The organism is Hansschlegelia beijingensis, assembly GCF_045505405.1.
Classification (GTDB): domain Bacteria; phylum Pseudomonadota; class Alphaproteobacteria; order Rhizobiales; family Methylopilaceae; genus Methylopila; species Methylopila beijingensis_A.
In genome coordinates this window covers 1-13,818 of sequence record NZ_JBJKEX010000004.1, presented here as the reverse complement: position 1 = coordinate 13,818, position 13,818 = coordinate 1, and the positions used below count along the sequence as shown (strand labels likewise).

The window sequence follows — 13,818 nt, the reverse complement described above, 5'->3', positions numbered from 1 at the left end:
GGCGTGGCATGATATGGGCATGACCTACCACGTCGAGATAATCGAGTTATCGGATCCCACTGACGACGGTTTCCTGTCGCAGCGGCTATCTGGGGCCTATCCCACGCTAGACGCCGCGCGGGCGGCGCTCATGCCTATCTTGGAAGGCGAGACGCCAATCTCGGCAGGGTGACGTTCAGAATCGTGGATGAGAACGGGGATCCTGCGGAGACCGGCGGCGGTTAGTCTCGGTTTGCCCTGGACTGAGAGGGCGGGTAAGCGGACTTCCCCTCAGCCTCCAGCTGAGCTTTGGCGCGCCCCCAGTATAGCTCGGCCCTTCCTTCCGGCCTTCCGTCTTGTTCCCACATGCTATACGCAAGCTCGCGAATGCGATCTTCTATGTGAGCGGGATTTTTGTCGTTCTTGTCATAGTGCTGGTTTGGCTGGTCAGCCATGGCTCGATCTTTTTCTTAGTTTGAACGCTGACCTTAGCACACGGAAGGTGAGCCAAGCAGCGTTAATGGCCGTTCTTCCATCGGGCATTTATCTGCAACCGGCCGCTAATGTGGAGCGAGGCTCAGTACCCGAAGGCGCCTCGCGATCGCGGCTTGGACAAGGTCGGCTACGGCGCTGCCGTCTGCTTGCAGGAAGAAAGAGACCTCCAGCAGCCGAAGCCCTTTGGTCTGAGAAGCGGCGTTCGAGGCATAGCCGGTCAGGAACTTGCTGATGGCGATCTGGCCGATCGGCAGATCTAATGGCCCCAGCTTGGTGAGGGCTCCGAGGCAGGTTTCGAGTTTGGACATGCCTTCAAGTACGCGCTTGTTTCCAGACGAACGCAAGCTGCGGGAAGGCCCAAAGACCCGGCGACAGCCCTTTGAACACACAACAAGACCATGCGGATGGCACATGCGCCGCCTCACGCGCCTGACGAGCGTCTTCTTAGGAGCTATGGTTTACCCATGCCCCGCCGGCGGCGTAGCCTTGAGCTCTGCCTGGGCCTCGACATCCTCTCGGATGATCCACCAGGAGCCGCGGCGGCGTTCCGCAGCAGAAGCGATATCTGCTCTGGCGTCAGCTCGGCCCGGATCTCCGTCCCTGTCCGAGCTGAGCAGGAAGCGGAGGTGGCGCCGGTCACTAATTTTGCCGCGCCCGATCGCTTCCGATCTCTTTTGAAGCTGGAACATCGCCTCGCACGCGGTGAAAGACGAGCGCGAATAAGCCGAACAGTGCGGTGGCAGCGGCGCAGTTCGGCATGTCGGACCACAAGAAGATCGCTGCGAGCCCGGCCGACGGAACCACGATCAGGGCGAACCGGACCGTGCGGAGACGCCACCGTTCAGTCGTCGGCTTGGAGAGAAACGCGCGGCGTTCCTCCAATTCCCTCGCCATCTGTTGATCAAAGGCGCGACGCCAACTCATTCTTCTGGGCCTAACGTCAGTTCGGGTGGCGACCAGCCGACTGGGTGCACCAGCCGGCCGCGCTTTCGAACGGTTCCGGGAGTGACGCCCTTATTGGGCGGCTCTCCAGGCGGCGTGCACGGCCGTCAGCCGGCCTCGGCTCTCGCCGCGGACGGCCGCTGAGTTGGCGGCTAGCCCGGCCGTCGCATAGTGCATCGCGCCGATCGTGCCCGGGCTTTGAGACGCGGCCCCGTCGTTCGCGGTGCGTCCCGCAGGGCCCATGCGGCGGTCCATTGTTGAAGCGTCCAGTCGATCGGGCCGGTCGACGGCCATGGACGACGTCGCCGTAAGCGCCACGATCGCTGCGGCGAATAAGTATTTCAATAGCATCAGAGGATCCTTCCGGAGGATGGCCCCAAACGCTTCCTCGAAGTTTAAACATTAATTTTTCTAGATAATGCACGAATGAACGTCTATGTCAATATTATTCGTAGCGGCGTTCTATTTTTTACAATCCGGACGTCGCTATCCATCGGTCCGTGAGCATAGGCGCATGCGCAATATTCAGGCCGCCGTGCGCTCGAACATTCTGGTGCGGAGACGCCGCGCTGAGAAATCAGGAGCGATTCGGCATTCTGCGACTGCTGCGGACCAAGAAGATCGACCCTGGCGGCCGCTGATCTAGATGCCGACCAGACTCGCGGCGCCGTTGGCGGGGCGGTCTCTACGCCGCCCCTCTGGGCAGACAAAGCGTCAGGTCGTGCTCTTGCGCATCGAGGGGTATCCGCACGCCTTCAGCGGTAAGCTCGAGCGTTGATCCGTCAAGCGTATGTGACGCTTGACGGAGACCCGGGGGGAGCCTTTCGACCCGAACCCGACAGACTGTGCCTTCAACTGAGAGCGTCGCTTCGAAGCCTGGCCATGACGGCGGCACCACCGGCGCGACCCGAAGATGCGACGCCTCGCGGGTGACGCCGAGAATGCCCTCAAGGCCGGCCCGGTACATCCACGCGGCCGAGCCCGTGTACCAGGTCCAGCCGCCGCGGCCGACATGGGGAGCGACCGAGTAGACGTCCGCGGCCACCACGTAGGGCTCAACCTTGTATCGTTCGACCAGTTCGGCATCGAGCGCGTGATTTATCGGATTCAACATGGCGAACAGGTCGTGCGCCTTGGCTCCGTCGCCGAGCTTTGCGAAGGCGAGTACCGACCACATGGCCGCGTGGGAGTACTGGCCGCCGTTCTCGCGCAGTCCTGCCGGATAGCCCTTGATGTAGCCCGGATCGCGCGGCGTGGAGACGAACGGTGGGGTAAACAGCGCCGCGACGCCGTCCTCTCGCCGGATCAGCCGCTCGTCGACCGACGCCATCGCTCGGGTCGCCCGCTCCGGGTCGGCGGCGCCGGACAGCACCGCCCAAGACTGCGCGATCTGGTCGATGCGGCACTCGTCACTGGTCGCGGATCCGAGCCAGGCGCCATCGTCGAAGGTCGCGCGACGATACCATGCGCCGTCCCAGGCCTCGCGTTCGATCGCAGCGCGGACGTTTTCCGCGTGCGCCCGCCAACGCGCGGCGCGGTCGGGGGCGCGCGCGTCCGAGTGGGGCGCGAACAGCTCCACGGACCGGATGAACAGCCAACCGAGCCAGACGCTCTCGCCTCGGCCGCCTTCCCCTACGCGGTTCATTCCGTCGTTCCAGTCCCCGGTGCCCATCAGGGGCAGCCCATGCGGGCCTGTGAGTTCGACGCACTGGTCAAGACCGCGGGCGCAATGCTCGAAGAGCGAGGCGCGTTGAGCCGACTCCATCGGCTGGAAGAAGGCGTCATGTTCGCCGGCTTTCAGGAGCGGGCCTTCGAGGAAGTTGGTTTCCTCCTCGAGCACTGCGGCGTCGCCGGAGGTCGCGACATAGGTCGCGGCCGCATAGGCAAGCCACACGCGGTCGTCCGAGATGCGCGTGCGGACGCCCTGGCCCGAATGCGGCAGCCACCAATGTTGGACGTCGCCCTCAGGGAACTGTCGGCCCGCGGCGCGCAGCAGGTGGCGGCGGGTCTCAGCAGGATCGATCAGCGACAGCGCCATTCCGTCCTGCATCTGGTCGCGGAACCCGTAGGCGCCGCTCGCCTGATAGAAGCCGGAGCGCGCCCAGATCCGGCAGCCGAGCGCCTGATAAAGCAGCCACCCGTTGAGCATGATGTCCATGGCGCGATCCGGCGTGCGGACCTGCACGGCTCCGAGACGCCTCGCCCAGCTTTGGGAGACCACCATCAGCATGGCGTCGATGTCCGCCGCGCGGGTGCGGACCAGGCAAGCGCGCGCTTCCTGTTCCGAGCGGCACTGCCCCAACAGCCAGACGATCTCGACGCTTTCGCCTACGCCGAGCGCGACATCAGTTGAAAGGGCAGCGCAGGGATCAAGGCCGGCTCCTGCGGCGCCTGAAAGGCAGCTTTGGCGGAACAATGCGGCAGGCGCCTCAGGCCCGCCATTCCGTCCGAGAAATTCCGTTCGGTCGGAGGTCCAGCTTGTTTGGCGGCCCAGCAGATCGGCGAACGCCACGCGATCGGGGAACGCGGAACGCCAGCGGTTGCGCGCGAACAACGCGCCGGTTTCGGGGTCTACAGAGGTGACGACGAACGGCGCGGACGCCTCGCGCGCGGTGCCGAGCGCCCACTCGGCGAACGCCGTGACCGAGAGCCGCCTCGGACGGCCGGAGGTGTTGCGAAGCGTCAGGCGCGAGATCTTGATGGGGTCCGCGACAGGAACGAACTGGGTCAGCGCCAGCGCGACGCCGTTGGCCTCGTGCTCAAAACAGGTCGAGCCAAAGCGATGGCGCGCCACGTAGAGCCCGCCGTCGCAGATCGGTTGGGCGGTCGGCGTCCAGACGTCCCTAGTCTCTTCGTCCCGGACGTACATGGCTTCGCCCACTGGGTCCATGACGGGATCGTTCGACCAGGGCGTCAGCTGGTTCTCCCGGCTGTTTTCGGACCAGGTCGAGCCGCTGCCGCCGGCGGAAACCTGGAATCCGAACGCCGGGTTGGCGATCACGTTGATCCACGGCGCGGGCGTCGTCTGTCCGCCGTCGAGAACGACGACATATTCGCGGCCGCCGTCGCCGAAGCCGCCGAGCCCATTGAAGAATTCAAGGTCGTCAGTCGCCCTGCCGCGCTGCGTTTCCGTGCTTTTCGTTGCGGGGGTCTTCCGCGGCCGGGGCGCGGCGAGCGGCGCGGCCGCGGGAAGGCGCTCCATCTGCGCCGCGATAGGCCCGCGCCGAGCGACGAGCACGACGCGCGCGACCGACAGCAGCAGATTGCGGGCTTCAATCGGAAGCAGGTCGGCGCGCAGCGTGTAGACATCGCCCTGCGCGGGCGCATCGCCGGACCGCGGCCGCGACTGGCTTGAGCGTACGGCGGTGTCAATCGCGATCTGCAGGTCCTGAAGATAGGACGAGGCGTGCTCGTTGATGATGACGAGATCAACCGAAAGGCGTTTCATACGCCAGTACTCGATGGCGCGGAGAAGCTGCCGGACCTGATTGATATCCTCGACGTCGTCGATCCTGAGCAGGACGATCGGCAGGTCCCCGGAGATCGAATAAGGCCAGAGCCCGGACTGCGGACCCGCGCCGCGGAGGACGACGTCCGAGCCCGCCCGAAAGCGCGCGTCGGGGTAGAGAAGCGGCGCCGCGAGACGCTGGAAGTCGGCGGCTTCGTCCGCCGTCACGTCGAGATGACGAAGCTGGACCTGCGCCTGCGTCCAGGCGAGCGTCTTCGCCCGCTCGAACGCACTACGGTCGTGATGGGCGTCGACGAGGTCGAGCAGGTCCGCACGCGTGGCGGCGACCACCGTCCAGAACGCAACGCGCACCTGGGCGCCTGAGGGGACCACCACCCGGCGGCGGATGGAGAACACCGGGTCGAGGACCGTTCCTGCGGTGTTCGAAAGCGGCCGGGCGGCGTTGCATGCGAAGGCCGCCGGGTTGGGGAGACCGCGCCCGAGGAATTTCGCACGATCACTCTCGTATTGTGGCTCGGCGGACTCGGCGCCTTCGATAACCGCGAAATGCGCCGCCCACGGTGTCGCCTCACCATTTGCTCGCGGGCGGCGGGTCGCGACCAGCGCGCCGAACTCGGGCAAATGCTCGGTCACGACAAACAATTTCGCGAAGGCCGGGTGCGCGGCGTCGGCAGCCTGCGGGCCGAGCACGATCTCGGAATAGGACGTGAGTTCGATTTCGAAGGCGGTGCGGCCGGCGTTCGTCAGCGTCACGCGTCGCACCTCGGCGTCGACCTCGCCGGACACGATGACCTCAACGGTTGTGGTGAGCGGACCGTCGCGGCGAATGAAGCTCGCCTGGTCCTCGGCGAACACCACCTCCTGCTGGTCGGCCGGAGCGCCGAGCGGCTGGGCGGTCGCCGACCAGATCCGGCCGCTCCCGACATCGCGCAGCATCACGAACGAACCGAGGTCGTCGCGCGTGGCGTCGCCGCGCCAGCGAGTGACCGCGAGGTCGCGCCAGCGGCTGTAGCCGCCGCCGTCCGCACTCAACATGACGGCGTATCGGCCGTTCGACAGCAGGTGCGTGACCGGGGCTCCGCCCGTCGCCGGCGTCACATGCCGCACGACCGAGGCTTCCGTGAGGTTGCCCGGCGAGGCCCTGACTTCTTCGGCCCGCGGCTGGAGCACGGCGACGTCCCGCGGCACCCGCTCCTGCATCAGCAAATCGCAGGCCTCGATCATCGGCTCCCGGTGAAAGCGCGCACGCATCCGGCCGTCCTGCAGGACGTTTGCGAGGGACACGATGGTCATGCCCTGGTGGTGGGCCATGAAGGTGCGCACGATCGCGACGTTTTCGCCCGCCGGCAGGCGTGCGCGCGTGAAATCGATCGCGTCGTAGAAACCATAGCGGCCGCTGGCGCCAATGGCGGCGAGGCGGGTGAAATTCGCCAGCGCTCCCTGCGGATCCACCATGGCGGCGAGGGCGGTCGCGTAAGGGGCGAACACCGCGTTCTCAGCGAGGCCCCGCTTGAGCCCCAGGCCTGGCACGCCGAAGTTCGAATACTGATAGGTGAACTCGAGGTCGCGGGCGTTGTAGGCCGACTCCGAGACGCCCCACGGAACGCCGAGCGATCGGCCGTAATCCTGTTGGCGGCGTACGATCAGGCGGTTGGTCTGCTCCAGCAGACTTCCGGCCGGCGCGCGCATGACCAGCGACGGCATCAGATATTCGAACATTGAGCCCGACCACGAGACCAGCGCGGACGCGCCGCCGGTCGGAGTCGCGGTGCGGCCGAGGCGGAACCAGTGCCGCGTTGGGGCGTCGCCCTTAGCGATGGCGAAGAGGCTTGCAAGCCGCGCCTCTGAGGCGAGGAGGTCGTAACAGCTCGGATCGAGCCGGTTGTCCGGCAGCGAGTAGCCGATGGAGAACAGCTTACGCTCAGGGTCCAGCAGGAACGCGAAGTCCATCGCGAGTGCAGTGGCGCGCGCTTCCACGGCGATCCGCCCAGCCCGTTCGCGAAGAGAGAGGGCCGTCCGATCGCACCCCGCGTCGCGAGCGTGCTCCGTGACGCCGCGCATAAACGCCGTGATCCAGAACTGAAAATCCGCCGCGCCTTCGGATGCGATCGGCGGCAGCACACCACGAGCGATCTTCAGCGTCTTGTCGGAAAGTCGCATCAAGGCCGGCGCGAGTCTCGAAATAGGGACGCCGCCGTTCAGCTGGGCGTCGATCTCGTCGATGATCTCGCGGATCGGCCGGGCCTGGACCTTGTTCCCCGAAACGAGCTTGGTGAGGGTCCTCCGAGCCAGCGCCAGGGAGTCGGCGAGCCCCTGCCGGGCGAATAGCGCCACAGGCTCCGCAGGCCACTCCTCGCACGCGTTGGCGAGTGCGATGAGGTGACCGGCAAGGTTGCCACTGTCGACAGTCGACACATAGGCCGGGATCAGTGGCTCGCCGTTCTCGGTGCCGTACCAGTTCAGAAAATGGCCGCGGTGGCGCTGCAGCGTCTTGAGCGACGCGAAGGTTGCCTCGAGCCGATCCAGGGTCTCGGTCGTGCCTGCCCAGCCGAAGTCGCGCGCCGCTACCGCCGACAACAGATAGAGCCCAATATTGGTGGGCGAGGTGCGCCGTGCGATGACTGGGTGAGGATCTTCCTGGAAATTGTCTGGCGGCAGCATATTGTCGGCCGGCGTCACGAAGGTCTCGAAGAACCGCCACGTCCTGCGGGCGATCAGACGGAGTTCAAGTGCGTCGTCCGGCGACAGCGCGATATCCGTGGCGGCGTCCGGAGAGCGGCTCGCCCACAGCGCGATCGCAGGGGCCGCGCCCCAGGCGACGGCGAACGGCAGAATCAACGCCCAGCTTGCAGGGGCGAGCACGAGGCACAGGCCCGCAAGCCCAAGCCCGAGAGCCACGCCTCCCGCCATCATCCTGTAGAAGCCGGCCAGCGTGAGCCGCGGCGCGGCAGTGGACTGCGCCGCGGTTGTCCATTCGAGCAGCCGCCGCCTCGTTCGAAACACGCGGTCGATCGTGCGCCCGATGGCGTCGCCCGCCCGCCAAGCCTGATCCGGCAGGAAGGCGAGGGACAGGCCGATCTGGGTCGCCGCGAGCCTAAGGTCGCTGAGCAGCGCCCGGTTGTGGGCCGCGAGCTGGATTCCGGCCCGGCGTGGCACGACGGAGAAGAACAGGTGGAGGGCGCCGGGCAAGACGAGCGCCAGAACCAGGAACAGCGCACCCCACGCGGCTGCGGGCGGTGGAGCGAGCCAGCACGCCGCGAGCGTCGCTAACGCGGCCGGCGCGACGAGCGAGCGGCGGAGATTGTCGAGCATCTTGACCCGACCAACCGGGGAAAGGGCTCCGGGCCCTCCCAAGGCGCCCAGCACCCATGGCAGCAACTGCCAGTCGCCGCGCATCCAGCGGTGCTGCCGCCGCGCTGCGACGTCGTAACGGGACGGGAAATCCTCAATGACCTCGACATCCGATGCGAGACCCGCCCGTGCGAACACACCTTCGAACAGGTCGTGGCTCAGCATTGCGTTTTCGGGGGTCCGGCCAGCGAGCGCCGCCTCGAAGGCGTCGACGTCGTAGATCCCTTTCCCCGTGTACGAGCCCTCGCCGAACAGGTCCTGATAGACGTCCGAGATCGCAGCTGCATACGGGTCGATGCCGCCGGGCGCTGAGAATGCTCGCTGATAGACCGACCCCTCCCGGCCAATCGGGAGGGACGGCGTCACGCGGGGCTGAAGGATGCCATAGCCCGCGACGACGCGCTGTCTGTGGGCGTCGAAGTTCGGCCGGTTCAGCGGATGGGCCATCTTGCCTATCAGCCGGCTCGCGGCGTCTCGAGGCAGGCGCGTGTCGGCGTCGAGCGTGATGACGTAGCGAACATCGGCAGGGAGGCGCGGCGCGCGTTCGTCGACCCGAGTGAAGGTCGTGTCGGTCGCGCCGCGTAGAAGTCGGTTCAGCTCGTGCAACTTGCCGCGCTTGCGCTCCCAGGCCATCCAGACGCCGTCGACGGAGTTGAAGACGCGGCGGCGATGGAGCAGCAGGAAGCGGTCGCCGCCGGGGGCCGGCCCATGCTTGGCGTTCAACCGCGCTATCGCCGAAGAGGCTATCGCGAGAAGGGCGGCGTCGGTGCGAAGCGTCTCGCGGTCCGCATCGACGCCGTCGACCACGAGCGCGAACGAGATATCGCCGCCTGCGCCGGACAGATGGTGCACCTCCAGGTGTGCGATCTGCTCGGCTAGATCGGCTTCGCCCGTGAGTAGGGTCGGTATTGCGACCAAGGTCCGGAACTCGGACGGCACGCCGGCGGACAGGTCCAGCCCTGGAAGGGGATGGGCTCCAAAGCTCCAGCCGATCAGGCGGTTGACAAGCGCGGTCGCGACGTCCGTGGCCGGAATGAAGCCGAGCAGCGCGATCACAGCCGGCCAGGTCGTTCCGCCGCCCGCCGCGATCAACGCCGAGACGGCACCGCCGAGCAACGCAGCCGTAAGGGCCAGGATCGCGCCCAAGTAACCGGCGACGCCGAGCCTTATGCTGAGCCGGTTGAACCACAGCCGGGGCGACGCTCGAAAGTCGAGCGCCCGTTCGAGGTCGAGGCGGCCTTCCGCGATTAGATGGTAGCCGGGATCGCGGACACGCTGCGTCCCGGGGGCGTCCGTCGGACCCTCGCGTCGCGACGCGGCCAGAGCCGCGTCGGCGACTACGAGTTCGCTGGCCAATGAGCCGCGCGAGAGTTGCTCTATCGCGCTCCGATAGAGATTACGGGTCGGGAAATCCATCGCCGCGAAATCGCTCGAGCGACGCAGCTTCTCATCGACGAGACTGACAGCTTCGAATAGCTCCGCCCAATCGATGTCCGAGATCAGCCGCATGCTCGTGATGACGTTGCGGATCGTGAGGTTTGACGCGCCCTGACGCATCTGAGCGTGCCGGATGGCCTCCTCGATCGACGAGCCTTGCAGCGTCATGCGCCGATCGAGCCACTCCAGCGCGGGATTGGTGCGCGGATCCTGATCGCGGAGCCGTTTGGCCAGTTGAGCCGCGAACAGCTCGGAGACTGGTCCGGTGGCGCGTGTGGCGATGTCGGTCTCGAGCGCGGACCGCGCGCCGCCGGACGCGAGCAGCCGGTCGGCCAGAAGATCGGCGTCGGCGCGGGCCGCTCGCGCGACGCTGATCTGATCGGCGAGCCTTCGCAGATTCTCGATGAGGACTATGCGGATCGTGATCGCTACGGCCCAGAGTTCACCGATCGTGAGCGGCTGCACTCTTTGATAGGCAGCCACGAAACGCTTCAGGATCTCTGGATCGAAGTGGCTGTCGGTGTGGGCGACATAGGCCCAGGCGAGGCCGAATACACGCGGATAGCCCCTGAACGGTCCTCCGGAAAGCTTCGGTAGCTGGCGGTAGTACCCCGGCGGCAGATCCTCACGGATCTCTCGCACTTGATCTTCGACAAGATGGTAGTTGTCGAGCAGCCACTCCGCCGCCGGCGTGACGCCACCTCCGCTCTCGAGCTCCGCGGCGCTTGCCTTGTAGGCGGCGAGCAGTCTAGCCGCATTCTCGTTCAGTCGAACTCGAAGCGATCGGACGAATGGCGGCCGGTCAGTAACGGATTGGGCGGCCGCGAGAGATTCTGCGTGCTGCTCGAGGCGCTCTACTCCGAATAACTCATCCCGGACTGGCGCCGCGCTGTCCCAAGGAGCTGAGGGCGATCGACCAGAAAAGAGATTTCCTACAACTTCAAGCATGCTCACCCTCGCTGCCCGAATCTAACGGCGAGGAGAACTGCAGCGGCTATTGATGCGGCAAGGCCATCGTTGACGTCAGAGGACGGGCTTGATCGATCTCGTCCCTCGGAGAAGGGTGTCAGTCGTGATAATCGCCGACGGAAGATAAATCTCTCCTTTAGCTGATGTCGACGTTTCGCGGCAGGTTGCAACCGACCAGAAGGTCTCACAATCCTGCAACCGCTTTCTTGTCGGCCTCGAGAGCTGCTTCCAGATCCGCGGGGTCGACGAGGTGGGACTGAACGGTTCGGCTGCGGGTGGCGAGCGCGGGCGTCTGTAGTAGCGTGGCGACTCGATGATAAGCGAGGATGGAGACGCCAAGAATCTCGGCTTCATCGACAACCAGCCGATAGGTTCCGGGTGGCTGCGGACCATCCAGCGCCTTCAGAGTAAAGGGTCGCTGGAACGTCACTGTGGTTTCGAGTGTTCGATCAGCCACATCTCTCTCCGTCGGGTTCTTTGAGTTCGGGCGCGTGTCCAGTAGGAAAGGGGTTGACCGTCATGCAGGTCAGGTCCCGCTTCGGCCCTTGATCTTGGTCCGCCGGGCTTCTCGCGGTGGCGGTCTTCTTCTGTTCTCCGTCGGACGTCGTGCCATCCAAAAAGAAGACGACGCCGCGAACGCTGCGGCGGGTTTGGGACGCCAAGACGCCACTTCGGAACTGATGCCGTCCCGCCGCCGAACGAGGTTAGATCCGTTGTCGACTTCGCTCGTTAACGCGTGTCGCTGTCCCCTGGAGCGCCAGTCGAGGAGGGCGACAGTCAGGTCTGAACTGCAGCTGATCGCAGTGAGCTATCCGCTCTTGCGGTCAAGAACGAGCTCGTAAGCGATCTTCTGGATCTCCTGCAAATCAGATATGCCGGCGCGCTCCAAAGCGCTCATATGCACGAACTCGTCACCGCCGCCATTGTCCGGCTCGCTGAGGCCTACGCCTTACCGGCGTAACCATTTGACCTGCTCCGGAGGGAATGAAGTCCCCTCTCAAGTAATAGACGCGTCAGCCTTTGAGGCCGGAGAACGGCAGTGTTCCGGATGAAAAATAGAAACGGGTCGCTCGGGTGCCGGGTCGAGTGGCGCAACATCGAGCGATTCTGGCAGCAAATCAGAAGATGATGTGCTTTTTGCCGCTTGCAATGATGTGGCTGGCTTATTTTTGCAGAATTGCATCCTTATGGCTGAATTTATCGTGCCACACTCCTGATCCTCGGGCTGCTTTGGGTCTACAGCTAGCGGATCGTCCGCGAGAAGTTGGTTTTGACCGTTGCGGCCCGTTCGCGCCAAGTCCCAAGGCCGTCGCGTCATCTCCTCCAAGGTCAGGTGCCCGTCCTCGTGACTGCTGCGCGAAGGAATCTTGACGAGGTCTGCGCTCGATTAAGCACCACATCGCCATCGTCACGCTGTCGTTCGCCGGGGACGCTGTCTTCGACGATAGTTAGATAAATGAGCGCCGCGCCATCTGGAGGGCGCGGCGCTCGCGCGCGGCCGTCAGAGCGGCAACCGTCAAGCGGATGTCGATCGAGGCGGCTGACTAGCGCTCGACCCGCCGCGGTATCATCATCGAGCGAACATCTCATCGTTCCGGGCGCGCCAGGCGAGATCCGTCAGCCAACCGAAATCCTGGTCTGGCATTTGCGGAATAGTTGTCATCTCAGCGTGCGATATCCTAAGAAAGAAGATGCTGCGCTCCTGAGCGACTTGCATCGACTGTAGCGGGACGACGATGCTGCTTGTCCCGGGGGTGAAAAATCCGCCTGAGGCTACAATCACGTAGTCGCGACGATCTTTCGTCCCGAACACAATGTTCCTGACCTCTCCGACGATCTTATCATCGGCGCTCCTGACCTCGGCGCCCATGATTTCGTCAGCTCTCAGCCCGGGCGAGAGACTGTCAACGGCGACGAGTGGCTTAGCGCCTGCGTCTGCCCGGTGCCCCACCCCGCCTCCGGCTCGGATTTGCGGCTTCAGCGCGTCGGCTTGCTTGTCAGCTTCCTCCTCGTCGTTATCTCCCAAGGATGACATCACGGGGCCCGATATGAGCTCTCTGATGTTTCCGAGAAGGCGCTCGCAATCCTCGTGGCGCCCATACGAACGAAGGGTAAAAGCCGCGTCTCGGAGATTTCGAAGGTCGCGGACCGCTTGTCTGTTCGCCGGACCGCGAAGGGCCGGACTTTTGAGGACTGCTTCCTCCAATTTCGCGTCGGCAATCTGACAGTCGGCGAGAGCTCCCGCGGCCCCAGACCCGCTCAGAACAGCCGCTATCAATGCAATTTTCGCGATTCGCATAATTGGTCCCGTCTCTGGACAAGCAGATGTTGGGGTTGGTGTATCAGAAATCTCGTCCGGCGAGGAAAAAAGCGAAGAAATAAAATCGATTGGTGAGAATGAAACGAGGGCGGTGAAGCTGCTGAGCGTCACGTGGCACCGGCTTAGGCTGGCATTTTACACGGCGTTATTTGAATGGGAGCTTAGGCGCCCCATCAGTCCGTTGCTTGAGCTGCGGCCCCATCGGATCGAAGGCGCTCGCCTCAAGCGACGGTGACGGAGCGGCCTCGTCGTGCGCACGCGGTCGGTGGGGCAGACCGCACGGCGGCGACCCACAACGGTTCTGAGGCCGCGAGATCCCGCTGATGCGCCGAGCCAACGCCGCCGAGTTAGACGGCGATTTTGACGCGCGCGATCCGCTCACTCGTTCCTATATGAGGTGGTATGTAACGAGGGGGAGCGCCTACTTGTTCAAAGTGAAAGCTGTCGATCCGTTGGGGCGGCCCAAAATGTTCGTGTGCGGAACCGCCGAACAGGCTCTCGTAAGAGCTGAGGAACTGGTGGGGCGGGGATATGGCGACATCGTTGTCACCGACCCTAGGGGCACCGAGCACCGCCTCGCAGCCTTCAAGCGTTTCGTGGAGCAAGGCTGAACGCGGCGCTTTCGTGCCGAGGTCTTGCGAGGCGAGGCTATTTTTCTTGGCAGCCGGATCGACTTGGCCTAGGGCCGAGACTCATAACCAGTAGCTGACGATCGCGGCGATGTGGACGGCGGCGAGGAAGCTGGTGGCGTTACGGTCGTAGCGGGTTGCGACGCGTCGGAAGTCTTTGAGGCGGCAGAACATGCGCTCGATGGCGTTGCGGTCGCGGTAGAGAACCGGCGAGAAGCAGGGCTTCC

General features: G+C 64.8%; 7 protein-coding genes and 1 pseudogene. 1 reads left to right on the top strand and 7 read right to left on the bottom strand.

Going from position 1 to position 13,818, the window contains the following annotated elements:
* Positions 1–221 precede the first annotated feature (221 nt).
* The 6 genes from ACIKT0_RS00665 to ACIKT0_RS00640 all read right to left on the bottom strand — a co-directional run bounded on the left by ACIKT0_RS00665 (position 222) and on the right by ACIKT0_RS00640 (position 12,941).
* Positions 222–434, bottom strand: coding sequence for a DUF2934 domain-containing protein (locus ACIKT0_RS00665; protein ID WP_183393701.1), 213 nt, complete (start codon positions 432–434; stop codon positions 222–224).
* Positions 435–539: 105 nt separating this feature from the next.
* Entirely contained in the window at positions 540–782 is a 243-nt protein-coding gene (locus ACIKT0_RS00660) for a hypothetical protein (protein WP_183393702.1), read from the bottom strand.
* 331 nt (positions 783–1,113) lie between these two features.
* Positions 1,114–1,398, bottom strand: coding sequence for a hypothetical protein (locus ACIKT0_RS00655; RefSeq protein ID WP_407103502.1), 285 nt, complete (start codon positions 1,396–1,398; stop codon positions 1,114–1,116).
* A 703-nt stretch (positions 1,399–2,101) separates the two neighbouring features.
* Complete coding sequence (locus tag ACIKT0_RS00650) at positions 2,102–10,621, bottom strand: GH36-type glycosyl hydrolase domain-containing protein (protein WP_407103501.1); 8,520 nt, start codon at positions 10,619–10,621, stop codon at positions 2,102–2,104.
* A 205-nt stretch (positions 10,622–10,826) separates the two neighbouring features.
* A complete protein-coding gene (locus tag ACIKT0_RS00645) occupies positions 10,827–11,099 on the bottom strand; it encodes a hypothetical protein (protein WP_407103500.1) in 273 nt (90 codons plus the stop codon).
* Between the two features lie 1,113 nt (positions 11,100–12,212).
* Positions 12,213–12,941 (bottom strand): PRC-barrel domain-containing protein, encoded by a 729-nt coding sequence (locus ACIKT0_RS00640; RefSeq protein ID WP_183393707.1) that lies wholly within the window; start codon positions 12,939–12,941, stop codon positions 12,213–12,215.
* 446 nt (positions 12,942–13,387) lie between these two features.
* Between ACIKT0_RS00640 and ACIKT0_RS00635 the strand changes: the two genes are divergently transcribed.
* Entirely contained in the window at positions 13,388–13,573 is a 186-nt protein-coding gene (locus ACIKT0_RS00635) for a hypothetical protein (RefSeq protein WP_407103499.1), read from the top strand.
* Positions 13,574–13,654: 81 nt separating this feature from the next.
* Here the strand turns inward: ACIKT0_RS00635 and ACIKT0_RS00630 are convergent.
* Positions 13,655–13,818 (bottom strand): annotated as a pseudogene (locus ACIKT0_RS00630) (IS5/IS1182 family transposase); the annotation flags it as partial.

What these genes read in the sequence shown, in the direction of transcription:
- ACIKT0_RS00665 (WP_183393701.1), bottom strand. Translation starts at nt 434, where the DNA reads ATGGCTGACCAGCCAAACCAGCACTATGACAAGAACGACAAAAATCCC.
- ACIKT0_RS00660 (WP_183393702.1), bottom strand. Translation starts at nt 782, where the DNA reads ATGTCCAAACTCGAAACCTGCCTCGGAGCCCTCACCAAGCTGGGGCCA.
- ACIKT0_RS00655 (WP_407103502.1), bottom strand. Translation starts at nt 1,398, where the DNA reads ATGAGTTGGCGTCGCGCCTTTGATCAACAGATGGCGAGGGAATTGGAG.
- ACIKT0_RS00650 (WP_407103501.1), bottom strand. Translation starts at nt 10,621, where the DNA reads ATGCTTGAAGTTGTAGGAAATCTCTTTTCTGGTCGATCGCCCTCAGCT.
- ACIKT0_RS00640 (WP_183393707.1), bottom strand. Translation starts at nt 12,941, where the DNA reads ATGCGAATCGCGAAAATTGCATTGATAGCGGCTGTTCTGAGCGGGTCT.